This window comes from Rhodothermaceae bacterium (genome assembly GCA_009838195.1).
Taxonomy (GTDB): Bacteria; Bacteroidota; Rhodothermia; order Rhodothermales; family Bin80; genus Bin80.
Window position 1 is genome coordinate 50,780 of the sequence record VXSC01000036.1, and the last position, 25,815, is coordinate 76,594.

22 protein-coding genes are annotated in these 25,815 nt (G+C 50.7%); 6 read left to right on the forward strand and 16 right to left on the reverse strand.

Annotation, left to right across the window (positions count from 1 at the left end; translation table 11 throughout):
- Position 1: 1 nt before the first annotated feature.
- The 7 genes from F4Y64_08005 to F4Y64_08035 form a co-directional block, all read right to left on the reverse strand.
- Entirely contained in the window at positions 2 to 1,720 is a 1,719-nt protein-coding gene (locus F4Y64_08005) for a sodium:alanine symporter family protein (GenBank protein MXX97537.1), read from the reverse strand.
- A gap of 37 nt (positions 1,721 to 1,757) precedes the next feature.
- Positions 1,758 to 2,750 (reverse strand): 4-hydroxythreonine-4-phosphate dehydrogenase PdxA, encoded by a 993-nt coding sequence (gene pdxA / locus F4Y64_08010; GenBank protein ID MXX97538.1) that lies wholly within the window; start codon positions 2,748 to 2,750, stop codon positions 1,758 to 1,760.
- Positions 2,751 to 2,778: 28 nt separating this feature from the next.
- Positions 2,779 to 4,278: a leucyl aminopeptidase gene (locus tag F4Y64_08015; protein ID MXX97539.1), complete on the reverse strand. Its 1,500-nt coding sequence runs from the start codon at positions 4,276 to 4,278 to the stop codon at positions 2,779 to 2,781.
- Positions 4,275 to 5,321, reverse strand: coding sequence for a bifunctional oligoribonuclease/PAP phosphatase NrnA (locus tag F4Y64_08020; GenBank protein ID MXX97540.1), 1,047 nt, complete (start codon positions 5,319 to 5,321; stop codon positions 4,275 to 4,277). Before F4Y64_08020 ends, F4Y64_08015 begins: the two co-directional genes overlap by 4 nt.
- Positions 5,322 to 5,520: 199 nt before the next feature.
- The gene (locus tag F4Y64_08025) at positions 5,521 to 6,822 is read right to left on the reverse strand and encodes a UDP-N-acetylmuramoyl-tripeptide--D-alanyl-D-alanine ligase (GenBank protein ID MXX97541.1); all 1,302 of its coding nucleotides are present in this window, start codon (positions 6,820 to 6,822) and stop codon (positions 5,521 to 5,523) included.
- On the reverse strand, positions 6,822 to 7,889 hold the full coding sequence (locus tag F4Y64_08030) for a D-alanine--D-alanine ligase (protein ID MXX97542.1): 1,068 nt from the start codon (positions 7,887 to 7,889) through the stop codon (positions 6,822 to 6,824). The genes F4Y64_08025 and F4Y64_08030 overlap by 1 nt, the downstream gene beginning before the upstream one ends.
- Positions 7,890 to 7,909: 20 nt before the next feature.
- Positions 7,910 to 9,196, reverse strand: coding sequence for a dihydroorotase (locus F4Y64_08035; GenBank protein ID MXX97543.1), 1,287 nt, complete (start codon positions 9,194 to 9,196; stop codon positions 7,910 to 7,912).
- Positions 9,197 to 9,712: 516 nt separating this feature from the next.
- Here F4Y64_08035 and F4Y64_08040 point away from each other — a divergent pair.
- From F4Y64_08040 to F4Y64_08050, 3 genes are all read left to right on the forward strand, one after another.
- Positions 9,713 to 10,483, forward strand: coding sequence for a response regulator transcription factor (locus tag F4Y64_08040; protein MXX97544.1), 771 nt, complete (start codon positions 9,713 to 9,715; stop codon positions 10,481 to 10,483).
- Complete coding sequence (locus F4Y64_08045) at positions 10,458 to 11,915, forward strand: HAMP domain-containing histidine kinase (protein ID MXX97545.1); 1,458 nt, start codon at positions 10,458 to 10,460, stop codon at positions 11,913 to 11,915. The genes F4Y64_08040 and F4Y64_08045 overlap by 26 nt, the downstream gene beginning before the upstream one ends.
- Positions 11,916 to 12,157: 242 nt before the next feature.
- A complete protein-coding gene (locus F4Y64_08050) occupies positions 12,158 to 14,326 on the forward strand; it encodes a tungsten formylmethanofuran dehydrogenase (protein MXX97546.1) in 2,169 nt (722 codons plus the stop codon).
- Positions 14,327 to 14,431: 105 nt separating this feature from the next.
- Here F4Y64_08050 and F4Y64_08055 read toward each other — a convergent pair whose 3' ends face one another.
- The 8 genes from F4Y64_08055 to F4Y64_08090 are packed head-to-tail and all read right to left on the reverse strand — an operon-like array spanning position 14,432 to position 20,510.
- Complete coding sequence (locus tag F4Y64_08055) at positions 14,432 to 15,643, reverse strand: tyrosine--tRNA ligase (protein MXX97547.1); 1,212 nt, start codon at positions 15,641 to 15,643, stop codon at positions 14,432 to 14,434.
- A 1-nt stretch (position 15,644) separates the two neighbouring features.
- Positions 15,645 to 16,100, reverse strand: coding sequence for an SsrA-binding protein SmpB (smpB, locus tag F4Y64_08060; protein MXX97548.1), 456 nt, complete (start codon positions 16,098 to 16,100; stop codon positions 15,645 to 15,647).
- Between the two features lie 3 nt (positions 16,101 to 16,103).
- Positions 16,104 to 16,895, reverse strand: a complete 792-nt coding sequence (locus tag F4Y64_08065) for a hypothetical protein (protein MXX97549.1) — start codon at positions 16,893 to 16,895, stop codon at positions 16,104 to 16,106.
- 8 nt (positions 16,896 to 16,903) lie between these two features.
- Positions 16,904 to 17,263: a 50S ribosomal protein L19 gene (rplS, locus tag F4Y64_08070; GenBank protein ID MXX97550.1), complete on the reverse strand. Its 360-nt coding sequence runs from the start codon at positions 17,261 to 17,263 to the stop codon at positions 16,904 to 16,906.
- A 17-nt stretch (positions 17,264 to 17,280) separates the two neighbouring features.
- Complete coding sequence (gene trmD, locus F4Y64_08075) at positions 17,281 to 17,967, reverse strand: tRNA (guanosine(37)-N1)-methyltransferase TrmD (protein MXX97551.1); 687 nt, start codon at positions 17,965 to 17,967, stop codon at positions 17,281 to 17,283.
- A 7-nt stretch (positions 17,968 to 17,974) separates the two neighbouring features.
- Entirely contained in the window at positions 17,975 to 18,520 is a 546-nt protein-coding gene (gene rimM / locus F4Y64_08080) for a 16S rRNA processing protein RimM (GenBank protein ID MXX97552.1), read from the reverse strand.
- A gap of 12 nt (positions 18,521 to 18,532) precedes the next feature.
- Positions 18,533 to 19,129, reverse strand: coding sequence for a 30S ribosomal protein S16 (gene rpsP / locus F4Y64_08085; GenBank protein ID MXX97553.1), 597 nt, complete (start codon positions 19,127 to 19,129; stop codon positions 18,533 to 18,535).
- 25 nt (positions 19,130 to 19,154) lie between these two features.
- The gene (locus F4Y64_08090; protein MXX97554.1) at positions 19,155 to 20,510 is read right to left on the reverse strand and encodes a signal recognition particle protein; all 1,356 of its coding nucleotides are present in this window, start codon (positions 20,508 to 20,510) and stop codon (positions 19,155 to 19,157) included.
- A 190-nt stretch (positions 20,511 to 20,700) separates the two neighbouring features.
- Between F4Y64_08090 and F4Y64_08095 the strand changes: the two genes are divergently transcribed.
- The 3 genes from F4Y64_08095 (at position 20,701) to F4Y64_08105 (ending at position 22,272) form a co-directional block, all read left to right on the forward strand.
- The gene (locus F4Y64_08095; protein MXX97555.1) at positions 20,701 to 21,234 is read left to right on the forward strand and encodes a 5-formyltetrahydrofolate cyclo-ligase; all 534 of its coding nucleotides are present in this window, start codon (positions 20,701 to 20,703) and stop codon (positions 21,232 to 21,234) included.
- Positions 21,235 to 21,239: 5 nt separating this feature from the next.
- The gene (locus F4Y64_08100; GenBank protein MXX97556.1) at positions 21,240 to 21,869 is read left to right on the forward strand and encodes a PspC domain-containing protein; all 630 of its coding nucleotides are present in this window, start codon (positions 21,240 to 21,242) and stop codon (positions 21,867 to 21,869) included.
- A 205-nt stretch (positions 21,870 to 22,074) separates the two neighbouring features.
- Entirely contained in the window at positions 22,075 to 22,272 is a 198-nt protein-coding gene (locus tag F4Y64_08105; protein ID MXX97557.1) for a PspC domain-containing protein, read from the forward strand.
- A 139-nt stretch (positions 22,273 to 22,411) separates the two neighbouring features.
- On the opposite strand, the gene F4Y64_08110 is transcribed toward F4Y64_08105, so the two are convergent.
- Positions 22,412 to 25,666 (reverse strand): T9SS type A sorting domain-containing protein, encoded by a 3,255-nt coding sequence (locus F4Y64_08110; protein ID MXX97558.1) that lies wholly within the window; start codon positions 25,664 to 25,666, stop codon positions 22,412 to 22,414.
- Positions 25,667 to 25,815: the final 149 nt, after the last annotated feature.

Consider the following 25,815-nt stretch of genomic DNA (forward strand, 5'->3'; position numbering starts at 1 on the left):
ACTAAACCTCAGAACCGGATTTGTGTGACTTTGCGCGTGAACGCGCGACCGATAGATATTCGTCTCTGGTCATTCCCGGCTTGAACGCATTGAAATAGTCGTCCGTCAATTTCTTTGCAATACCCGAGAGTAGAATCAGTGCCAATACGTTTGGAATCGTCACAAATGCTAGGGCCGTGTCCCCAATCGCCCAGATGGTATTCAAGCTAACCACGGCACCAACAAAGTGCATGATTACAAAGATCAACTTGTATGGAAGAATTGAAGATTGCCCAAAGAGATACATAGAGCATCGATCTCCATAGTAACTCCAGGAAATTGCCGTTGAGATTGCAAACAGGAATACACAGAAGATCACGAGATACTTCCCAACATCTCCCAATCCCTGTTCAAATGCGAGTGCTGTCATCGGGGCACCGTTCTCGACAGCCATCCCGTAAAGTTCTGTGTACACGGTGGTGTCTGAGGCGATAGCGACCCCCTCTTGCGTATCAATGATGCCAGTGAAGGGCACGGTTTGAGCCTCATCAATAAAGAACTCCTCTACGGGAACCTCATGCCATGCATACATGACACCATTACTCTCCGAGGGCACCGGGGTACCTTGATCGATCACAATTTCCGCGGGGATATCGTCCGTGGACTGATAGCGCCCTCCAATTTCTTCGACATAGGAGAGATCCCCCTCCCCGATCAATAGTTCGGTATCTGTCTTATCCTTCCAGACCCCAGTGGTGAGCACCACCAGTGCCGTAATCGTACAGATGACAAGCGTATCAATAAACGGCTCCAGTAGCGCAACGGCACCTTCCGAAACAGGTTCTTGCGTCTTGGCGGCAGAGTGTGCAATCGGTGCGGATCCTTGTCCCGCTTCATTTGAGAATAAGCCGCGCCGCACGCCCCATAGAATCGTCTGCAGCAGGATTCCGATCCCAGTACCGGCTACACCTGCAGTGGGATTAAACGCCTCCGTGAAGATACTTGCCAATGCCGGAAAGACACCATTGTAATTGATTGCTAGGATCACCACGCCACCAGCGACATAGAGTAATCCCATCACGGGAGCCAAAATCCCCGTCACCCGGCCAATCCGTGAAATCCCACCAAGAATCACCATTGCAACAACCGCCGAAGTTAGACCTCCAGTCACCCAGGTCGGAATTGCAAACTCCGCATTCATCAGATCCGAAACTGTGTTGGCCTGGATCGCATTCCCCGTCATGAATGCCGTCAGGATCAAGGCACCTGCAACCAGCATCGCAAGTGGCTTGAATGCTTTCCCCAACCCATACTCGATATAGTACATCGGGCCACCGGACACCGTGCCAACAAGTTTAGACCCCTCCTGATCTACGATGCGGTATCGCTGCGCCAGGGTTACCTCGGTATACTTGGTACACATACCTAACAGTGCCGTGACCCACATCCAGAAGACTGCACCTGGGCCTCCCCAGTGAATGGCCAAAGCAACTCCTGCAATATTCCCAATCCCTACCGTCGCCGACAATGCAGTGGTGAGAGCCTGAAAGTGCGAAACATCTCCCGCATCGTCTGGATCATCGTATTTACCCGTTGCGACTTTGATACCATGCCCAAACTGTCGAAACTGAATAAATCCCAACCTGAAGGTCAGAAATACCCCCCCTCCAACCAATATGACAAGCAGCGGATATTGTAGCAGGTTATCGATGAACTGTTGTACGTTTATAAGAATGTCCATGTCAACGGTAGAATTAGGAAATGAGACATAAATATAGTCACTGGTTGCTTCGTCTTTGCTCTGCAATGGAAGCGGCTTGGAGTACAGCCTGGACCATGCTCCCTTCATTGGCCTGATTCTTCCCTGCAATATCAAACGCAGTCCCATGGTCTGGGGAGGTGCGTACGATGGGTAATCCTGCTGTGAAATTCACACCACTTCCAAATGAAAGAATCTTGAATGGCGCCAATCCCTGGTCATGGTACATGGCCAGAACACAATCGTACCCACAATACTGTCCGCTCCCAAAAAATCCGTCCGCCGGGAATGGCCCCAGTGCAATAATACCGCGATTTCCGGCATCCTTGATGGCTTTGATAATCACTTCGTCCTCTTCGCTGCCAAGTACGCCATTTTCTCCGGCATGTGGATTGAGTCCAAGGACGGCGATCTTGGGCTGTGAAATTCCAAAATCTCGCATCAAAGACAATCGTACACGCTTGAGCTTTGCGACAAGCCCATTGATTGTCAGCCTTTCTGGTACCTGTTTCAGGGAAATATGCCCGGTAGCCAAGCTAATGCGCAGCTCTCTGGACACCATCATCATGACCTGATCCTTAACCTTCGTCTTCTTGGCGAGATACTCTGTATGCCCCGGAAAATTATAGCCAGCACGAACAATTGCCAGCTTTGAAATTGGCCCGGTAACCAGTGCACTCACCTTTCTCTGCTTCGCAAGGCGGATCCCCTCATCCACTGCATTCATTGCCATGCTACCAGCTCTAGGAGTCAGTTTCCCCATCTCCACCGACACTTCCTGGCCCTTGCTCGTATCTACAAGCCGGATGCCACGTTTGGGAAGAGAGGCAGTCAGGTTTTCGATGAGAGCGGGCGGCCGCCTGCCCAAAGCCTTCGCATGAACCTGCAAGACCTTCTTTGCGCCAATGACCACCGGCTCTATCCGCTTCATTATCAGCGGGTCATCCAGACACTTCAACACCACTTCTGGACCAATCCCATTGGGGTCGCCCAGCGTGATGGCAATGCGCATGCGCTCTTTAGAGTCCGCGGTCAAGAGTCTAACGCTTCTTCGGGTGTGCGTAATCGCGAATAAATTCGGTCAAAAGCCGAACCCCGAAGCCCGTCCCTCCAGTCGGCCTATATGGCAGTTCGGACTTCAGAAATGATGGACCTGCCATATCAATGTGAACCCACGGATAATCAACAAAATTTTCGAGGAATTTTGCAGCAGTAATGCTCCCCGCTTCGCGGTTACCGATATTTTTGATATCTGCAACATCGCTCTTGAGCGCCTCCGCATAATGGGCATGCATCGGCATTGGATGTAATAGATCTCCACTGCGCTCCGCTGCTTCCATCACCGGCTCCAAGCGTTCGCTTGCCCCCGAATCCTCTCGGGTCATGACGGCAGCAACTTGACTCCCCAGCGCAACGACCTGTGCACCAGTAAGCGTAGCGAGGTCAAACACGATTTCCGGCCGGTACAGCTTTGCATAAGAAAGCGCATCTGCAAGAATCAGCCGTCCTTCTGCATCCGTATTCAGCACCTCGACAGTCATCCCCGAATGCATTCGCAATACATCTCCGGGAACGTAGGCATCCTGTCCTGGTCGGTTATCTGTTGCCGGAATCAGGCCAATCACGTACAATGGAACATCCAAGCGCGCAATGGCCTCCATGGCGCCGATCACGGCAGCGGCGCCTGCCATGTCTGCTTTCATGTGGTCCATGGAATTTTTTGTCGGCTTAAGAGACAGTCCACCCGTATCAAAAACGATTCCTTTGCCGATCAGCACAACCGGCCGGGAGTTCCCCGCTTTACTGGGCTTCCATGTCATTTCAATCATGACGGGTGGCTCAAGACTGCCACGGTTCACCCCCAGTAATCCCCCCATTTTCTCCTTCTCGATATCTGACTTATCCCAGACCGACACTTCATAGCCATATTTACGACCGTAGCGCTCGACAATCTTCCCAAGAAGGGTCGGGGTCTTGTCGTGTGGAGACAGATTAATCAAGTCGCGTGCTGTAATCGTTGCTTCGGCTTCAATTCGTCCACGCTCTGCTCCCCGCCTAGCCGATTTTTCATCACGACCCGCATGCAAGACCAGCCGTTCCGTAATCGTTCGTTCCTCATTAGGCCGTGTCTTGTAACGGTCGTATTCGTATGAGGCGAGCATGTACCCCTCCACCAGAGATTGTCCCGTCGCTTCGGAGTCAAGCTGTGAATCGGGCAGACACAAAGCAACAGTGGTCGCTTTGGTCTTCATTGCCATGTGTGCGCCCGCCGCGGCTGCCCTGCGAAGCGCTTCGCGATCAATATTTTCCGGATATCCCAACCCAACGACCGCAACTCTGCGGGCACGACCAGAGGCGGGATAGCATAAAAGGGTTTCTTTGAGATCACCCTCAAAATCAATCAGCGCAGCGTTGAGTGCCTCCCCAACTGGTCCGCCGATCTGTGCTGCACGGGCTCGCGCAAGCGAGCGTCCAACCGGAATAATGAGCAGGTCTACATCCAAATCCTGGAGGCTAAGTGTGGTGACAGAAACTTTCATTGTTTTGGACTGGATAATGCTTTTAGATAGGCTTGATCTTCTTCTGCCAAGACCACAACATCTTCTTCAAATAAACCAGAAACACCTTCGAGAACGACCTTGACCGCCTCCCTGATTGGGCGTCTGATGAATGCTCCCGCTGCGTTCTGATGCCCTCCACCACCATGGATTTGTGCCCAAGTATCCATTCGATGACTGCCTTTGGATCGGAAACTCACCTTTACACCTCGTTTCGTTTCCGTGAAAATGAGCGTAATACGGACCCCTGCAATAGACATCACCATGTCCGAAAACCCATGAATCTCATCATACCCTACCCCAGCCGTCTCAAGCATGTGTCTGGTGATTGTGATATACGCTAGTTCTCCGTCATATAAAAAAGTTAACCCCTGAAATACCATCGAAACCAGACGAGGCCAGGCGGGGCTGTGGTTCTCGTAGACCCCGGCATAGACCTCTAAAGGCGAATAACTTCCACGCTCAAGCAGATCTGCTGCCATTCTGTGCACCTTCGGAGTTACCGAAGAAAACCGGAACGAGCCCGTGTCTGTCATGAGTGCGGTATAAAGCGCCGTAGCCATGTCTGAATCAATCAAATCCCGATCATAGGTACAGATCAAATCGTAAATCAACTCCCCAGTCGCGGCTGCACCCTCATCGCGTATCATCCAGGTAAACCAAGACTCCGGTTCTGTGTGATGATCCACCAGTAATACGGGCCCTTTGTAGAGATCCAGGGCCCGGTCTACAGTTTTTCCTAACCGGTCTCTTGAATTTGTATCTACTACAATAAAGAGATCTGCCTGGGCAACTGCATTTAAGTTTTCCAAGGTATTCCCGGTTCGTATCACTTCCGAACCTGGCATCCACTCTAGACTAGGCGGAACGGGGTCAGAATTAAACAGCACTACCTCTTTACCCAGATGCTCCAGAAACCTGCCAAGCGCAACCTGTGAGCCGATTGCATCCCCGTCAGGACGCTGGTGAGTTGTAATTACAAAACGATGATGGCCAAGTAGTACCTCTAAAATGTCTTTTAACATGGCATCAACAGATGTCGCAGTCAGAACCAGAAGTTTCGTTCGTACCCTCCGTTAACGGCAACCTCCGCCAGCAGAGTGCGACGTACCGGCGACCACCCACAGGACTTTGTTATAAAGCCTCGGTGATCTTCAGGTAAAAAATCTTAATCTGGCCTCTTAAACAGAAATTCTTGCGACTTGTTCGATGAATCCGGTGTTGCTAAATGGAAAGCCATGCTTCCGTCTGGCGGGGAAGTACCGATTCTGGAGAGATTGACTCTGAAAGTAAGGCCCGACTGATCCGCTCCATACGCGCCCCCTGTGAACCCTTGACCAGAATCACATCTCCCGATTCCGGTTGATAGACCCTTCCGCGAGTCAATTCGCGTTCGAACTCCTTTGAATCAGAAAGGCAATGCATTCGCCGCTTCAGCGCTGCAGGCAATTCCTCTGCCGCCGTCTGCATACGAGGACCGCATCCATAAATTAGATCTGCATCCTGGATCGCCTTTAGCAAAACCACCTTGTGCGCCTCACGCTCCATTGTGCCGAGCTCCAGCATGTCACCGAGGAAGGCAATACGTCTTTGAGCAGTCTGCTGACGCAACACATCCAGCGCAACCTTTACAGCGTCTGGACTGGCATTATAGGAGTCGTCAATTAAAGTAGAGCCATTTTTCCCAGGAAGAGGATTAAGGCGTCCTTTTTCAGGTTTCAGTCTGCACAGAGCTTCATTAATTGCTTTTGGGGGTAGTCCGACCGCGGTTCCAGCTGCAAATGCAGCCAGTAGGATGTAAATGACATGTTCACCCAATAAGGGAACTTCAGCAGTAATTTCACTGGGCGTTATATCCGCATCGGCAGCCATCCCGTACAGCAGATGTCTACCTTTGCATTCAGCGGTCATTGCCCGCGTACGTGGATCATCCGCATTCAGGCAGGCAATCCCGGTGGCATCAAGTGCCCGAACCAATTCGCCCTTTTCCTGCTGAACCCCCTCAATTGAACCCAGCATCTCCAGATGGACACCCCGCACATTCGTCACAATAGAAATATCCGGCTTGAAGTACTGGCAAATCTCTTTCAGATCTCCCCTCTTTGCCGCCCCCATTTCAAGGACCAGGTACGTATTGGTCTCAAGGTCACTGTTCGCCAAGGTGAGGGATAACCCCAGTACCGTATTGAGATTGCCGACCGAAGAGACCACGGGGCCTGCGGCCTGTAACACCTGCGTCACAGCCTTTCGCGTAGTGGTCTTCCCCATTGAGCCGGTGATCGCAATTACTCGCGCATTTGCACGCTTGACTTTGTTGTGTGCAACTTCCGCGATATGTGAGCTCGTGTCCGGGACGATGCTCAGCCTATTCTCATTTACTCCTTCAATCGCCCGCTCTACGATCGCCTTTGAGGCACCTCTTCTGAGCGCCTCTTGCACAAAATCATGCCCATCATAGCGTTCTCCCTTGATTGCGATATATGTATCCCCCTCTCTTAACGTCCGGGTATCAATCGAAAACGGCATTACCGACTGCGAATCAATTGTGAGCGTCGGTGATGGGAGACAAATGCATCCTGGATCAGGGCATCCACAAGGTCAGAAAATGACATCCCGGAATAATCCCAGAGCATTGGATACATACTGACCGACGTAAACCCTGGGATGGTATTGACTTCATTGACCAGTACCCGATTATCTTTTTCAAGAAAAAAATCTACCCTGGCCATCCCGAAACAATCAAGAACCCGGCAGGTCCGCCGGGCTAAATCCTGTATGCGCGTCATGACTACCTCCGGTATTGATGCTGGAATGATGATCTCGGTTGCGGATTCATCTTCATACTTTGCCTGATACGAGTAAAAGGAATGCGTTGTAGTTATCTCGCCGCAGACAGATACGTGAACTGGATTTCGGCCCAATACAGCACATTCAATCTCACGCCCTGTAATCGCTTCTTCCACCAATACCTTTTCATCATACTTGAACGCCTCCTCAATCGCCGCTTGGTATTCCATCAAAGACTCTACGCGGGAAATCCCGATGGAGGATCCCGTGTTTGCTGGCTTAACGAAGAGTGTTTTACCGAGCACTCTGGCCAGATAGTCATAACTGGGAAGATTGGTCTCTCCGTTATGGAGAACCCTGAAGTCTGGTACGGCGATCCCCGCTTCCCGTAATAGGCGCTTGGAAACATCCTTATCCATGCAAACGGATGAGCCAAGAACCCCCGCTCCCACATAGGGAATCTTGTACATCTGAAACAGCCCCTGAATGGCCCCATCTTCTCCGTTTGTCCCATGCAGAACAGGAAATACTACATCCACATGAACCGCATCCTGTGGGCTTTCGATCGGAGCCAATCCCCCATCCGGTTTCAAGAAGACCGACTCCCCAGGAGCCTGGAAATCAATCTGTGAGGATGGCGTACCGGAAACGGTTGCCACGCGAACCCATGTACCATCGCGATCTATACGGACCAGCGTGACTACGTAGCGCGTTCGATCTATGGCATGAAAGACATTACGTGCCGATACCAGAGAAACTTCATGTTCAGCCGACTGACCTCCGTAAACAAGAACGAGGTGCGGCACGGAAGGAATGTGTTGCAGTGTCACGGTTGATGCTCTACCAGTTGCCCTTTATTATAAATTGCCCAGGCGCGCCCGGTCATGGGCGAGCCTACGAATGGGGTATTCCGACTCTTGGAGTGAATGTGCCTGGACTCAAATACCCAGTTGGTTGTCGCATCAAAGATCGTCAAATTCGCTTTTGCTCCCGCTTCAATTGCCGGGACATTAAGCCCCAGAATCTCACGCGGGGTGACACAAAGCCGGTTTACAGCCTCGGCAACGCTCAAGCGCTTGGTAGCGATCAGGTGCTGCCCAGTGAGTCCCCAGGCTGTTTCTAGTCCAATGATCCCGAATGGGGACGATACAAAGTCCGTTTCCTTTTCGAAAGCAGCATGCGGCGCATGGTCCGTACAAATCGCATCCAAGGTTCCGTCACAAAGCCCGGCTCGAATTGCTTCTACATCCTCGGCCGTCCTGAGGGGTGGATGCATTTTGGTCTGTACATCAAAACCAGACTCCTCAACCATTTCATCGGTCAATGAAAAATGATGTGTACATGCCTCTGCCGTTACATGGATTCCTCGTGCTTTCGCTTCACGGATCATTGCCGTTGAACGTGCAGTCGATACATGTGCTACATGTAAATGTCCCTGTGTCAACTCCGCCAACATGAGATCCCGCCCTAGCATTGACTCTTCTGAAAATGTTGGGATCGGTGTCAGCCCTAGATTGGTAGATATGATCCCTTCATTCATCTGTCCCTTGGGCCCCAGAGACAGATCTTCCATATGATTAATGATCGGTTTACCGACAACTCTGGTATATTCAAGCGCTCGGCGCATGAGGCTTCCATTCTGAACCGGCGATCCGTCATCGCTGAATGCCACCGCTCCGGTGGCAGCCAGTTCAGCCATCTCAGATAAATCCTTCCCCTGCCGCCCCCGGGATACACAGGCAATAGGATGTACATCCACAGGCAACTCTTCCGCTCGCTTAATCAATGAATGAACGGCTTCCCTGTTGTCTATTGGCGGATTCGTGTTCGGCATACACGCAACTGCCGTAAAGCCTCCGAAGGCGGCAGCCCGGCAGCCTGTTGTGATGGTCTCTTTATGCTCTTCGCCGGGATCGCGTAAATGGACATGCATGTCCATCCATCCAGGGGAAATCATCCGTCCTTTCGCATCCAGAACCCGCTCATCAGAGACCGTAAGGTTCGAGCCGATTTCCACAATCAGGCCGTCGCGAATACGTATGTCTGCACGCCGGCTCTTCCCCGTCGAGGGATTTAGGATTACTCCATTCTGAATGCAAAGATCTGATGTCATTTACTACCTAGTCTCGTGAGACATTCCATCTGATAGAACTGGAAGGATACTCTGCCGTTGGTAGCGCCATTTAGGGATTTCTTGCTTCTGCAAAACAATCGGGAGTTGGCACATCTACTTCAAACACAACCTATACACATCAGAACAATCCACGGATCTCGTTTAGTACCCGTAACCTCATCCAAATACTGATCCACTCCAATCCCACCCCGCAAACGCGTATATAATCTTGTGGAAGAACAACAACCTGACTTTTTATTACAACCCCAAACGGGCATGGTCTCATTGAAGATAAAGGAAGCAGTACATCGTATTCTGCTCCGGCTACGTGTGCCGGTATATCTCCAGTCCATTAAAATGTTTATATCGAATATGGACATGATGAATCATGATTCGCGTGTGTGTTCTGTAAATTAGGGTGTAGTCCGGGAATCACGAACCCTCTTCCTCCCTCGTGATAATTGGGCTGCCAGGATTTACATACGCGGTTTTCGGAGCTTAAAATTTGATCTATACATGGTACAGAAATCTAAAGCAAAACACGAAATCAATATTCTTGTCGTTGAGGACGAGGAAGATATCGCGGAAGTCATCGCTCACTTTCTTGGAGACGTTGGCTACAACGTGGATATCGCCTATGATGGACAGCAGGCTCTTAATAAGGCTCACCCGTGGACAGACTTGATTCTCCTTGACGTTATGCTCCCAAAGATTGATGGATTCGAGGTATGCCAGCAACTCCGATCAAAAGTCGAGACAGAAAAAATCCCCATCATCTTCCTCACCGCAAAAGATGAAGATGAAGATCAGGTCCGTGGGCTTATGCTGGGTGGGGACGATTACTTGACAAAACCGGTCTCGATGGAAGTGCTTCTTGCGCGGATACGAGCTGGTCTACGGCGAGCTCAGATCGGAGAAGTTGAAACAATTACAACCATGGGACTCACAATTTATGTCAATGAGTACCGGGCTGAGTTTCAAGGAATTGATCTTGGCCTTACGTTGACAGAGCTTGAGTTACTTAGTTTCCTGATCCGGCATCCTCGACAGGCCCACCGCCGAAAAGAATTATTGGATATAATCTGGCCAGATTCCAAGATGGTAACACAACGTACCGTAGACACGCACATGAAAAATTTGCGGGAGAAGTTGGGAAGCTTTGCTAAGTATATTGAAACGGTTCGGGGGGTCGGGTATCGCTTCAATGATGCGATATCCTATGAAGGAGAAGTGAATAAACCTGACCAAACAAAAGGGCCGAATGGTCTGGCCATCTCGCACTCGTAGATGGGGATTCCCAGCCCGGGCTCCCACGCGAACATGGATGTTTCTCACGTTTGCACTTTTTGTGGGGCTCGCTGCTGGCGGTTTCACCTTTTATTTGGCCCTGAATTTAAGTGAACGCATTCGCAGGGCTGCCCATGAGAGCCACCTCGTTAATACGGAGCACCTTGCTTCGCTCATCCTATCCACGGAGGATTTAACCTCTAAAATACCCCATGAATGGGTTGAGAGCCTGGGCCCCGCAGCTGCCACGGTTCTGCAACTCGACGATCTATACATATTTATTGGACATAATGATTCTCTGTACTGGAAAAATGCTCCCTTAGAGGACACTGTCATCCTTGAGATCCTCTCTCGCACCTACGTTGAAGAGCCTTTTTTTGATGTAACTACTATCGGAAATGATCAAAGAATCAAGATCGGAGCGATTCGGCGGGACGAGGTTGTGATTGGGCTGGTACGACCTGTGAGTGCTCTGTATGCTTTGGCGGCAGACATACGAAACCGCATGATTGCAGGAATTGGACTCGCATTATTTATGGCCATGATCGGTGCCTGGATTGCCTCCAATCAGGTTACAAAACCGTTGCGAACGATTGTGAGGACGGCCCGGCGAATCGTTGAGGGTGATTACGGTACCCCAATCAAAATCTCCTCCAGAGCCGCAGAATTCCAGGATCTGGGATATAGCCTCGAGTATATGTCAAGGATCTATACGAAGAAGATCAATGAATTGGAAGACGTTACAAAGCTGCAGCGTGAGTTTATCAGCAATATGTCTCATGAAGTCCGCAACCCCATCTTTGCAATTGGTGGCTTCCTCGAAGCTCTGGGATCTCCAAAACTCTCGGAAAAACATCGTCAGAGATATTCTGCGAAAGGGTTGCAAAATTTAAAGCGCCTCAATCATCTGTTCGGCTCCCTCATAGACATTGCGAGACTTGAGAATCGTGATCAGCCGCTGAACATATCGAGATGCAACTTGGCCACATTCACACTTGATGCAAAAGAGATACTGGGCTATCAGGCTCAGAAAAAGGATTTGCGGCTGGAACTTGATGAGCAACATACCTGGGTCCAGGCGGATGAAGATCAGATTCGACAGGTATTTCTGAATTTGATTCACAATGCGATCCGATACAGCACTTCTGGAACGGTTCGCTGCCGCTTTCGCAAACGTCTTGATAAGGTACGCGTGGAAGTAATTGATGATGGCCAGGGAATACCAGAGAATCACTTGAATTTGATCTTTGAGCGCTTTCATCGGGTTGACCACTCGCGTGCCCGACGAGATGGCGGAGTTGGACTGGGACTAGCCATCGTGAAACAAATTCTGCAGAAACATGGGGAGTCAATCCATGTGGAGAGCATAGTTGGGCGAGGATCACGCTTCTGGTTTGAGTTGCCTCTGTCACCTGAGGAGCCCGAACCCTGAGGAACTACTGGTAAATAAAGAAGTAGGATTGGGTCGGAACGCACTCGCACACTTTACCATCCTGAACGCAGGCGTTGCCGCGAGTGGACCTCCCGTTGCTGTATGAGAGGTTTTTTGTTATCTTGGGTTGTTGTCACGTTTCGAAGGAGGCGAAATACGCAAAATCCCACGAGGACAAAAAGGTCGATCCGTGCACCTAATGGGCGACATGCTTCCCATTATCAAGTTTTTCATGCAAAGAAATGGCTGACCCTCCATCTGATCATACTGTTTCTGGTATCGGCTCGGCCGAGTTGGACGCGCGTACGGAAACCAACGGCCATTCTTCCGTCATTCAGCAGGACACCCCACTCACCGATATTGATGAGAGCTGTTATGGAGAAGGCTTTGATGTGGAGTTGGTCCAGCCTTCTGACTTCGACAAAGAAACCCTCCTACATGTACTGCGCACCATGTATACGGCGCGGCTACTTGATGGAAAGATGCTTACCCTGCTCAAACAGGGGAAAGGCTTCTTCCATATAGGCTGCAGCGGCCACGAAGCCACACAGGCCGCTATTGGACTCCTCAGTAAGCCCGGCCATGACTGGTTCTGCCCTTACTATCGTGATCTTGCACTTGCACTCACCCTTGGACAGACCATTGAAGAAACCTTTCTCGATCACTTGGCCAAAGCAGATAGCGTGAACTCAGGAGGGCGTCAAATGCCTGCGCATTATGGTGCGCGGGACAAGAATATTTTCAGTGTTTGTTCTTCTGTTGGTTCTCAGTACCTACCGGCGCTGGGACTTGCAATGGCTTCGATGAAGCGGGGCACGGATGCATTCACGTTATGTTCTGCCGGAGATGGCGCAACCTCTCAAGGAGCTTTCCACGAAGCTCTGAACTGGGCAGCCCGTAATCAAGCTCCCGTTCTATTTTTAATACAGGACAACAAGTACGCGATTAGTGTTCCGGTCACTGAACAGACCGCAGGAGGAACCCCCTTTAAACTTGCGGGAGGGTACGAGGGCTTGGCGAGATACCGCGTGGATGGAACGGACTTCTTCAAGATCTACTCTGTTGCCAAAGCAGCAATCGCTCATTTGCGGGCAGGAAAGGGACCTGTCTGTTTAGTCGCTGATGTCGTCCGGCTTTTGCCTCACTCTTCTTCAGATAATCATCTCAAGTATCGTACCGAAGAGGAATTGATTGAAGACCAGACGACTGATCCGATTACCCGACTCGAACATGCCCTGATCGAATCGGACATTTTGACTACCGCGCAGGCAGAAGCTCTTCAGGAAGAGATCAAAACCGAGATCGACGAGGTGGCCCGCTCTGCAGAACAACGAATAGATCCAGATCCTGAAAACGCGATCACCCATGTTTTCTTTGAGGGAGGTCTGAACCTTACCTACGGCATTGATGAGCCGGTGGGCGAGCCTGTAGTCATGGTAGATGCCATCAACCATGCCCTCCATGAAGAGATGGCACGTGATGAATCCATTCTTGTCTACGGAGAAGATGTTGCAGGAAAGAAAGGTGGTGTATTCACAGCCACTCGGGGATTGACGGAAGAGTTCGGTGCCGAACGCTGCTTCAACTCCCCTTTAGCCGAAGCATCGATCATTGGAACTGCGGTTGGCCTCAGCTCTGCCGGTTTTAAGCCCGTTGTTGAGATCCAGTTCGCGGACTATATCTGGCCAGCAATGCAACATCTACGCAATCAAGTAGCTACATTGCGTTACCGATCCAATAATGCATGGTCCTGCCCCATGGTTATCCGAGTACCGTGTGGTGGCTACATCCACGGAGGTCTTTGTCACTCTCAGAATATTGAGAGCATCTTCGGCCACATGCCAGGAATCCGCGTCGTGATGCCTTCTTCGGCTGCAGATGCGAAAGGGCTACTGAAGACGGCAATCCGTAGTAAGGACCCCGTTTTATTTCTTGAGCACAAAGCCCTCTACCGGGCAGCGAGTGCCAGAGGTCCTGAACCGGGTGAAGACTATCTGATCCCATTCGGAAAGGCACGTACCGTCCGTGAGGGGACGGATCTGACGATCATCACCTATGGATTCCTTGTCCACAAGTGTCTCGCGGTTGCCAGACAACTCTCTAGAGAAAACCAGTTGTCCGTTGAGGTAATTGATCTGCGTACTTTGATGCCACTGGATTCTGAAGCGGTACTCGCTTCCGTCCAGAAGACGCATCGCCTGCTGATCGTGCACGAAGACCATGAATTTCTTGGCTATGGCGCAGAGGTTTCCGCTCAGATATCAGACGCAGGATTTTCCCACCTGGATGCACCAGTACGACGCATAGGAGCAAAATTCTCCTACATCCCTTATGCCGACCCACTGGAACGCGATGTTCTCCCCCAAAGCGAGGACATCCTCTCTGCAGCCCGTTCGCTGGCTACCTGGTAGACCTACTTCAGAGAATAATCAACGCATCTTCTCTCGATGAGAGGGGGTACGTGTTCTTCTTGATGTTCTTGTCCGAACGAGATTCCACAAAGTGCTCCCAGGTACTCACTGGATAATCTGAACAAACCTGCGCTTGCCTACCTTGATCAGAAAGGGAGCTCGTTCGGCTATATCCAGCACTAGGCGACTGTCCGTTATCTTTTGTCCATCAATACTGACTGCTCCCTGCTCAACCAACCTGCGTGCTACACCATTTGAAGGAGTCAAACCGGCCATTGTAAGTAGGTTCAGGAGTCCTACTGGGCCATCAATCTCCGGCTGGAACGATGGTACGTCGTCGGGGACCTGTTTACGTATGACAGTACGTTCGAAATGGTCTCGTGCCTTTGCTGCGTTTTCGGCTCCATGATAAAGTCGGGTAATGGAGAATGCAAGCCGATGCTTTGCATCCCGCGGATTTGTGGCACACAGTTTTTTTAATGCCGGTAAATCTGCCGTCTCCTCATCACTCGCAAGCTCGAAATAGCGATAGGTCAACGTGTCTGGGATGGAGAGGACTTTGCCATACATGGTTTCCGGCGATTCGGTGAGTCCTATGTAGTTGTCCAGCGACTTCGACATTTTCTCTGCCCCGTCCAGTCCCTCCAGGATTGGAAGTGTAATACAGACCTGAGGCTCTTGCCCCACACTCTTTTGCACGGCCCTCCCCATTAGCAGGTTGAACTTCTGGTCGGTTCCACCCAGCTCAACATCTGCCTCTATCTCCACCGAATCCTGGGCCTGAGCAAGTGGATAGAGGAATTCATGTAACCCAATCGCATCTCCTTTTGCATAGCGTCCTGAAAAATCATCGCGCTCTAACATGCGAGCGACCGTAGATTTTCCCGCCAACCGGACTACATCCTCAAAAGACAGCTTTCCGAGCCACTCAGAATTATACACGATGCGAATGCGATCAGAGTGCAGAATCTGCAAAGCCTGCTGAAAGTAGGTTTCCCCATTGCGGCGGGTTTCTTCAAGTGAGAGTGCCGGTCGCATTTTTGAGCGACCACTCGCATCTCCAATCATTCCGGTAAAATCCCCAACAATCAGGACAATCTCGTGCCCGAAGTCCTGGAATTGCCGAAGCTTCCGTAACACAACTGCATGTCCAAGATGCAGGTCCGGTCGACTGGGGTCACATCCTAACTTCACGGTGAGTGGCTTCCCCGTTTCCTCTGCACGGAGCAGTTTTGTGCGAAGCTCTTCTTCCGGTATGATCTCCTGAACGCCACGCTTTAAGTGCAGGATCTGCTCCGCTACTGGTGGAAAATGCATGTCAGTATTGCTTCAGAGTTCGTTCCAGTTGTCGCTTCGTGTCCCGCTCCGCCATGTCAGCCCGTTTGTCAAAGAGTTTTTTCCCCCGGGCAACGCCAATTTCCACCTTGATCTTGCCATGATTCAGGTAAAATCTGAGCGGGATTAATGTGTTGCCCTTTTGTTCAACTGCTTTTTGTAAACGTACGATTTCTTTGCGATGCAACAGAAGTTTTCGGGGGCGAAGGGGATCATGATTATTCAGGTTCCCATGCTTATAGTGTGAGATGTGTGCATCAACCAGGAATATCTCCTGCTGCTCAATTTTGCACCATGCTTCTGCCAAGCTCACGCGCCCGTCGCGAATTGATTTCACCTCGGTTCCAACCAGTACCATTCCAGCCTCAATGGTATCCAGAATATGATACTGTCGCCGGGCCCGGCGATTACTTGCCAGGGTTGTCTTTGATTTTTCCATTTCTCACGACCTCTCTCCTCCACTCTGCCCCATGTCCTGCCCCCACCACGGCAACTGCTGTGCATGCTCTGATGCAAATATTGGCAGTGGTACAAGATCTTCCGTCATCCCATAATAATACATGTACTCCCGGATTGCAGTGAGTCCGGCAATGGTAACATCATCCAGGCGCAGCCGAAGGCTTTCACCGAAAAATTTGTCTTCCGGCGAGTCTGACCTGGCTCCCCACTCTTGCGCAACGATTTCAGCCTCCCTTGTGAGTTCAATCAGCGATTGCGTCATTAGATCGTTCCCCGCCCCTTTCAAACAAGCGTAAACGCCCCACACCATCGGGTATTGAGCAAGCTCATACCATTCCTGCCCAAGATCCAGTATATCTGGATCATCGACCCGGGGCAGTGGAGTTGATTCCGGGAGCAATTCAATATCGGCTCGTCCATCAAAGACAACCTGAACCTGCCGCCCATAATGCTCTTTAAGAATTACTCTTGCCATGAATTCTTCAAGCTTCTGACCAGGAGAGGACTTCAGTACGTTAGCGCGTTGGATGCCTTGATGAACGCGCAGCCGTGCAAACGGATACCCCCATGAGGATACTGCCCCACCAGGTATGATATCAAATTCCTCTACCGCCGCGAATACAGTGGTCACCGGCAACAGTGCTATATCAACCTGTTGCTGACGCAATAAATCCGCACAATATGAGGCGGAATGCTTCTCCGTCTCCCTGCACAGTGACTGAGCAGCAGCTTCGAGGCATTTCGTCGATGGAAAATCCCAGAACGCCAATTGCATCGGCAATTCTAGGAATCTCGCACGCGTTCCTTGATACGGGAGGCTTTACCGCGCAGGTCACGGAGGTAGTAGAGCTTTGCTCGACGTACTCTCCCGAAGCGTTTGACTTCCACACGTGCGATTCTTGGGGAGTGGAACGGAAAAACTCGCTCAACCCCAACACCACTGGAAATCTTTCTGACCATAAAGGTCTTATTGGCGCCTGCACCACGGATCGCAATGACCGTACCTTGAAAAATCTGTATGCGTTCTTTCCCTCCTTCGGTCACCCGCAGATGTACGGCTACCGTATCTCCAGCTTCAAAATCCGGCAACGAATCTTCACGTAACTGTGTGGTTTCTATGATTTTCAGCAGATCTTTAGACATGATTCTTAGAGCTAACGTCAGGTTTGAACCTGTGCGGCGTGCTGTTGCCAGAGATCCGGGCGCCGCTCCCGGGTACGCTGTTGCCGAATTTGATCACGCCATTCGACAATTTTGTTATGATTTCCACTACGAAGTACCTCCGGGACCTGAAGCCCACGGAAAGAAGCAGGGCGCGTGTACTCTGGGGCACCAAGAAGTCCATCCTGGAATGAATCTTCCAGAGCGGATTGTGCATCTCCAAGCACCCCAGGAATTAGCCGTAGTACCGCATCCATGACCAGAAGTGCGGGAAGTTCTCCACCACTGAGTACATAATCTCCCACCGATATCTCTCGAGTCACCAGCGTTTCTCGCACCCGGTGATCCACCCCTTTGTAATGCCCCGCAAGTAGAACGAGATGATTCTTGAGCGAGAGTGTGTTCGCCAAAGACTGGGTAAAAGGCTCACCATCCGGGCTTAAATAAATCACCTCATCTGGACGATGATTCAGCGCCTCAATGCAGTTAAAGATCGGTTCTGGCTTCAGTACCATCCCGACACCCCCACCGTAAGGATAGTCGTCAATTTGCTGATGCTGCCCTTCGGCATACGTTCGCAGATCATGCACACGTAATACGACATCCTTCTTTGCCCGGCGCATCACAGTCAGATCAAGTGCTTTCTTGAGCTGATTCGGCAATGCTGTTACAATGTCGATTCGCATGGTTTCTCTAGTCTAAGAGCCCCTCCACAGTTCGGATCACCACACGCCTCCGGTCGACATCCGTTGACACGATGAATGCAGGGACTGCAGGAATCAACGCTTCCTTCTTTCCTGGACGCTCAATGAGATACAGGGAATGACTTTGCGTATCCCATATATCTTTCAGGGTGCCAACTGACTCCCCCTCATCGGTCACAACTTCAACCCCAATCAGGTCGTGCAGAAAGAATTCCCCCGGCTGCAAAGGCGGCAGATCATTTAGGTCCGCAAAGACTAGTGGCTTCCCTAAGCCTTCTGCGTCGGTCACTGTATGTATTCCCGTAAATTGCATCAGTACTGTCGTACCACGTCTGGAGTTCTGTAGTCGGGTACTCTCTACGTTGTAAGGTTGTGCGGTCTGTGGTGTATCTCCTAGCCAAATCCTCTTTAAGTTTCGTAACCGGTTTGGGTCATCACTCTCGGGGACCACTTTACATTCACCTTTTAATCCGTGCGTTCGAACAATTCGTCCAACCAGCAGGAGGTTGTCTGGCGAAAGAGTCCCATCAAACATTTACGATTTCTTTCAGGCCGATTCTTCAGACGATTCGTCTTCTTTTTCAGCAGCTACCTCTTTTTCAGCAGCTACCTCTTTTTCAGCAGCTACCTCTTTTTCAGCAACTGCTTCTTTTTCAGCCGCTGCTTCTTCCTCGCGAGCTTTCGCCTCTGCGGCGGCAACTGCGGCTTTTTTCCGTTTTTCAAGTAGTTCCGCCTCGACCTTTGCAGCCGCTTTTTCTTCGGCGTCCAGTGCCTGCTGACGAAGCTCAGATGCAGTTACCTTGGCGGAGGCCTTAAGCTTATCCTGACGATACTGTTGATGTGCCTCTACAGCCTCAGCAATCGCATCCGGTTCGCCACCCTTGTACTCCAGATGTAACCCCAGAAGGACTCCCTGTTGACTGAGCAGGCTTCGCACAGTATCGGTCGGCTGAGCACCTACCTTAAGCCAATGTTTTATACGGTCGTCCTTAAGTTCGACACGTGCTGGCTCTTCCAGCGGATAATACCGCCCAAGGTCTTCGATGAATCTACCATCCCGCGGTGCGCGCGAGTCTGCGGCAACTACGGCCCAGATCGGCTTCTTTTTTCGCCCCATACGGCGTAATCTAATTTTTACTGCCACCTTTTTATTTACGTTTTATTGAATATTATCGCGCTGCTTGCAGCAACGCGGACAAGTCCACCGATCTCCCCCTACTTGCTTTTGTCTGCATCCGTTTCATGAGCTTGCGCATTTGTCTAAATTGGCGCAAAAGCTGATTCAGATCTCTGACTTCCAAGCCGCTTCCGGCCGCAATGCGGCGCCTACGACTACTATCAATTCCATCGGGATGCCTGCGCTCCCATGGTGTCATACTTAAAATCAATGCCTCTGTCTGAGTCAGCCCCTCCTCTTCGACAGATACATCCTTGAGTTGTTTTCCGAGCCCTGGAACCATACCCAGTACATCCGTCAACGAACCCATGGATTTGAGTTTCTGGAGTTGCTGGTAGAAATCCTCTAGATCAAAGGACTGTTTTTGGATTTTTCGGCGTAGCACTTCCGCCTGTTCCTCATCATACTGCTCCTGAGCTTTTTCAACGAGACTGACTACATCCCCCATTCCGAGAATGCGCCGTGCCATCCGATCGGGAAAGAACGGAGTAAGCTGATCAAGCTTTTCCCCTGTTGAAGCAAACTTGATTGGCTTATCTACGACAGAACGTACAGATAATGCAGCTCCCCCGCGAGTATCTCCATCAAGCTTGGTCAGAACAACACCATCGAAATTGAGACGGGTATTGAACTCGCGTGCTGTATTGACGGCATCCTGTCCTGTCATGCTGTCCGCGACAAAAAGTATCTCGGTTGGCTGAACTGATCGTTTGATCTCTGCCACTTCTGTCATCATGCGCTCATCCACATGCAGTCGACCCGCCGTATCAATGATGACGGTATCACGGGCATGTTTCCGGGCATATACCACGGCTTCTCTGGCCACGCGTGGCGCATCCTGCACGACGCTGCCGTCGTCTGCGGTTATGCTGTACACGGGTACATTGATCTCTTCGCCAAGCCGACTCAATTGATCAACCGCCGCGGGTCTATATACATCTGCTGCAGCCAAAATAGGGACATGTCCTTTAGATTGTAGATGTAGGGCCAGCTTTGCACTGAAGGTGGTTTTACCTGAACCCTGCAGTCCAGCAATAAGTATGACTGCAGGAGGATTATTGCCGAGATTGATCTCCGCAGCATCGCCTCCCAAGAGGCGGGCAATCTCATCATAGACAATCTTGATGATCATCTGACCGGGAGCTACAGATCGTAGGACCCGGTCACCAAGCGCCTTCTCTTTGACTCGATTGGTGAAGTTTCGTGCAACCTGATAGTTTACATCTGCCTCAAGGAGTGCACGCCGTACCTCACCCATTGACTCTGCAATGTTGAGTTCTGTAATACGACCCCGTCCCGTAAGACTCTTGATCGCCCCTTCCAACCGCTGGGAGAGATTTTCAAACATGGAGATTTCAGCACCTGAATCTCAATAGAATCAGGCAATTTACTCAAGACAGCACAGTTGTACTACCGAAGAGCGGTTCTTGATCACGAAGAAAGGGATTCCGCCCTGATTTTTATATATTTTCTTCTGAATTTTGTCCAAACCCAGCGAAATACTGACTAAATCTGCGCTGCGTGACCATTGTCGTTCCATGCGGCAACTCATTTCAGAGGAAGACTACCGTTTGGAATGCCAGAAGATCGTCTCCCAGGCCGCATCAGTACCTCAATTGCTGGAGGCCCAGACCATCCTGTCGTACTGGCCGAAACTTGAGGTGCGCGAAATCGATCTTCGACCTCTCAACTGCTGGCTGCGGGCCCGAGGATGCACTGTACTATTGCCCATTATCGAACCGAATTCAAAAAACTCTCGTATACAATGGGGTCATTTTGATCACGAGCATACACTCATGCCGAACCGCTGGAACATTCTCGAACCCGAGAATCGTGCAGATATTTCTGTCGAGGAAATTGATCTAGTTCTTGTTCCCGGTCTCGGATTCGACCGTTTGGGACACCGAGTTGGCTATGGAGGTGGCTATTATGACAGACTCTTGGAGTATGTCAATGCGTTCAAAATTGGCCTGAGTCTGGATAGCTGTTTTGTTGAACTAATTCCGACTCAATCGCATGATATTGCTGTAGACTGTTTGATCACTGCCAACAGAACGCTCAAACTTAATTAGTCGGTATGCCACGTCGAGTCCGATTCGAAGAGACGACTGAGTTTTCGGATCTGCACGAAGAACATGAGTCTCAGAGTGTTGCCAACCTTGAGGTCGAAGAGCTGCTCTTCGAGGATACCTCGGAGAAACCGCGGCGATTTTTGAACCTGCCACTCATTGCAGGATTTGGATTACTGGGAGCTGTCATCCTCTTCTTGCTACAACAGATCGGTATCCTGCCCGGAAGTGGTTTACAGGACGCATTTATTGTATTCCCTCTCATCGGTCTGGTCCTGGTGATCTTGTTTGGATTATCCCCCGGACGTCGCAGACGGAGGAACCGTGCATCCAGGAAGGCGAGGAAGGCACAATTCAAACGTCAAAAACGCGAACGAAAAGCCCGCGGGATAGACCCTGATATTTCAGGGAAACTGGAAAAGCCAAAATGGAATTTCCCCGCTAAATCACGTAAGAAAATTCTAGCCGGTGTTTGTGGTGGTCTCGCGCAACACATCAGAATGGATGCGACCCTGTTTCGGGTGCTCTTTATCCTGGCACTGATTGCCACTAGTGCAGTTCCGGTCATTTTGGTCGCATATATTCTCTTGGCTATATTCATGCCTTCCGCCGATGACAAAGCGAGGACCTCCGCGTAACTTAAGTCAAAATCGTCTTCGCGCGGTTACAATTTTTTTCCCTTGGTCACACAAGCTTAACGCCCATAGGTGACGGTTTATGAGAGTCTCGTCCAGGCGAGATAGATAAGTGAAACCATGGTGGAAGCCTCACCGTAAATGGAATTAGCATCCATCCCATAGTCTATCCTGCTTTCACAGTTGTGCCCAACGAATTGCAATTTCAATGTCTCCTGAGAAAAAACGCCTGACCCGTTCATCGTCTGACAAAATGGTCGCTGGGGTGCTCGGCGGAATTGCTGAGCACTACAACCTGAATATCACTTGGCTGCGTATTGGAGTTCTTTTCGCCTTTTTATGTACAGCCGGAACAGTCTTCCTCGCTTACCTAGCGGCGGTCATCATCATGCCAAGTGACGGCTAAATTCCAACTCCTGGAATTTGCATTTGGCCAGTTTAGCATCCCTTATTTTCACTAACGACCCAGAAGGATTTCACGGGAACGGGATTTGGGCTTTCACGCAAATAAGTGGAGCTTCGCTTCTGGATACGCTGAGGCCATGTTACTTCAGAAGCGTCATCGTCCGCGTGTGAATGAGCTTACCTTCTGACTTCATCCGATAGAAATACACGCCGCTGGCATATGCGCTGGCATCCCAATCCAATTGGTAAGCTCCAGGAGAATAGACTTGGTCGGTCAATACAGACACCCTTCGCCCGACTGCGTCAAAGACGGTTAGTCGTACCCGCACTTTCTTGGGTACTTTGAATTGGATGGTCGTAGACGCGTTGAAGGGGTTCGGGTAGTTTTGCAAAAGGCTAAATTCGGACGGCAATTCATCTGGCTCGTCGGTTATCCCGGTGGCAACCTCTCCTATTGGAACTGTCCAAACGCCACGACCATGCGTGCCCAAGACAACCTCATCATCCCGGATTTTCATCTGCCAAACAGCCACGGCCGGCAGACCATTGTCTGCATAGTTCCACTCCGCACCATAATTCCGGGACTCAAAAAGGCCAATCTCAGTGCCTGCCCAAAGAACATTGGTTGCGTGTGGCATCACAACCAGATCAAACACGGCTACATCCGGGAATCCATTCGTGCTCACGTCCGAGGTAGTAAAGCCGGAGAGGTCCGTCCAGGTCTTCCCGAAGTCTTTGGTTTCCAAAATCTTCGGATGGCTGTAGCGCGAAAACAACGCATAGGCAGTGCCTCTTTGCGTGGGATGCGTCGCAAGCCCTGATACATAGGCCTCCGGCGGCCGGCTCATGATAGGAAAGGCCGTCGCTTCGAACGACTCGCCCCTGTCTTGGGAGACCTGTAGCTTGTTGAAGCGTCTTGTATCACTTGGATTAGAAATCAAGCCACATCCCGCCCAAACTACATTTGGATCGGCAATTGAAACTCTGACCCTGCAGCCCGACCAGATCTCCCAGGCCTCTGTAATGGATGTCAAGGCCCAAGTCTCCCCAAAGTTTCTGGAATACCAGACACCCTTACGCCCGACAGTATATACATTGTCGGGTGCCTTATCAGAACTCGCAATCTGGGTGAGGAATTGCCCATCGCCCGCGCCGACGCTGAGTGACGATACCCAAGTTGCGCCACCATCGACTGTTCTTCCTATTGAAATAAATTGATTCGACGCCAAAATCTTGTTAGGATCAGTAGCATGCCACACTGTCTCAAAACCGTCGCCGACGCCCTGTCTTATCCATCCCTCTCTGTTATTCGAATTATCGGGAGAGCTCCACGTTCCATTATCCTGAGCACCGGCCATGTACACGGAAGCCCCAGGCTTTTTGGCTACCCCGTAGACCTGCATAGTGTTGTATCCTGCGCCTGCGTGATCTAGCTCCCTGAAACTCCGGCCGTTGTCCATAGATAAGGCTACGCCACCATCGTTGGCATCCAGGATCCAGAATTCATTCCGGCCTTCATTGATTGGGATGGGCACAATGGCATGGTGATCCACATGTGTCGTGCGATCAGGATCAATTTGACGGGGAAGATCCAAATCTCGGCGAGGATTCCCCACGAGCTTAGGCGAGACTGAAATAGTTTGGTTTGGCAGGTTGGCAGGATCCCATGTAGCAGTAGGATCATCAACGAGGACTGGATGCAACATATATAGCATCCCACTCACTAAGCCGCCATCTTGGGCAATACTGTCATGGGGAACCGTGGCATTGTAATCGTACTTGTGGATAAACATGTACTCCATACTGGTCTCCTCACGCGAACTTAGATAATGAGTGTTATAGCGGATCAGATTGAACTTGCCATCATCGGCCTGGTCGCGGAAGGAAACCATCAATTGGCGATTGTTCTTGGTATCCCAAACCTGAAAAGGCACTTCCACATAGTCGGCGTACATATATTCGGGAAAAGGTACGCCCGCACCCCCATTTTGAAATATGCCAGCTGTTTTTTGCACCCAGAAGCGATGAGCCAACTGTCCGTTTTTGTCCCAGCGAATCTCAATGTCAGTATAGTCTGTTAGCAAAACGCCCACAGCCTGTGGATGTTGGACAATGATTCTCCCCTCAAGCCTGTGATACACGCCTTCCTCCACAACAGGTTTGAATTCAAGCCACTCATCCGAACCGCCGTAATCGAATTCGCTGACCGCAACCAAGCTATTTTCGCCTATAATTCTGTTTCTCCAAAGTTCTATTCCCCCAACAAACACAGTGTCCGGCTTAAATGGATGCACGGCTAACGTATTGTTGAACCAGCCCTGGCCCCCGAACCAGTTTATACCAGAATGGCTAACGGTGCGCACCCAATTCGCGCCGCCATCCTCACTCCGATAGAGATCGGACAGAAACCTGAAATCCCCTTCGGTGCTCCACGCATGAACGGCAGCGTATGCGATATCCGGACTGGAGGGCGAATATGCCAATTCGATGCGATAAAATTCAGAGGCCCAATCTACTGATGAAAACGCCCATGTCATGCCGGCATCGGTGGAATAGAGTATACCACGTCCACCGACACTTGCTACTTGCCTGTTGAAGTCGTCTGATTGCACACGCAAATCTTGGACCGGTTCTCTCTCCGATGTACTCCTGTATGCCGTAGTCCAAGTTACACCACCATCAACCGTTCGGAAAATACCCCCATTGGTAGCGGCCAGAACCACGTCCGAGTTTGTGGGGTCCACGGCCAACTGATTTACAAACCGGAAATTTGTGTTGCCAGCAGTAGCAGGCAGGTGGCTCCAGGTTATGCCTCTGTCCACGGATCTGAATATACCGTCACCGGCTACTGAACTGAAAAAGCCAACACCTTCACCGGTACCCATGTAGATGACATTGGGATCACTCTCAGCCATCGCCAGGCTACCGACTGCCAAATTCGGCAGATTATCCGTCACAGGGTACCATGTCGATCCACGATCCGTTGTCTTCCATAGACCACCAGACACTGAGCCAGCCCACCATGTGTTTAATGGATCGTGGGGATCAACCAGTATAGCCCGGGTCCGCCCGCCGACATTGCCTGGACCTCGCTCAACCCAGTTAAGTTTGGTACCGGAGATCTTTCCAGCTGCCGATACCTTGTTGAACTCCTTAAGACGATAGCCCATCGGGTAATCATTCGTCCCATCTGCGGATGCCCTGATGTCATGGTGATACTGAAAGAACTCGTTAGGATGGCCTTGTGTGCCCGACATTAGCTTAAACTCTTCTGACTGCACAGTCAGTGGGTTCACCTGAGTAGTTCGTACTAGAGCATCGGGCCAGAGCACGATGGTGAGTAGCAAAAATACGACGCTCACGAGCGTAACAGCGATGAGCCTGAATGTTTTCACGATTCCATAACTATACGGGAGCTCTCAAATAATACGCAGAAACGAGAACTCAATGTTGCAAAATCGGCGATGCAATACCTGCTGCGCATAATCACCAAATTTTCGATGGAAAAGGCCTTTTAGGCCTTTAATGGGGTAATCGGGCCCCC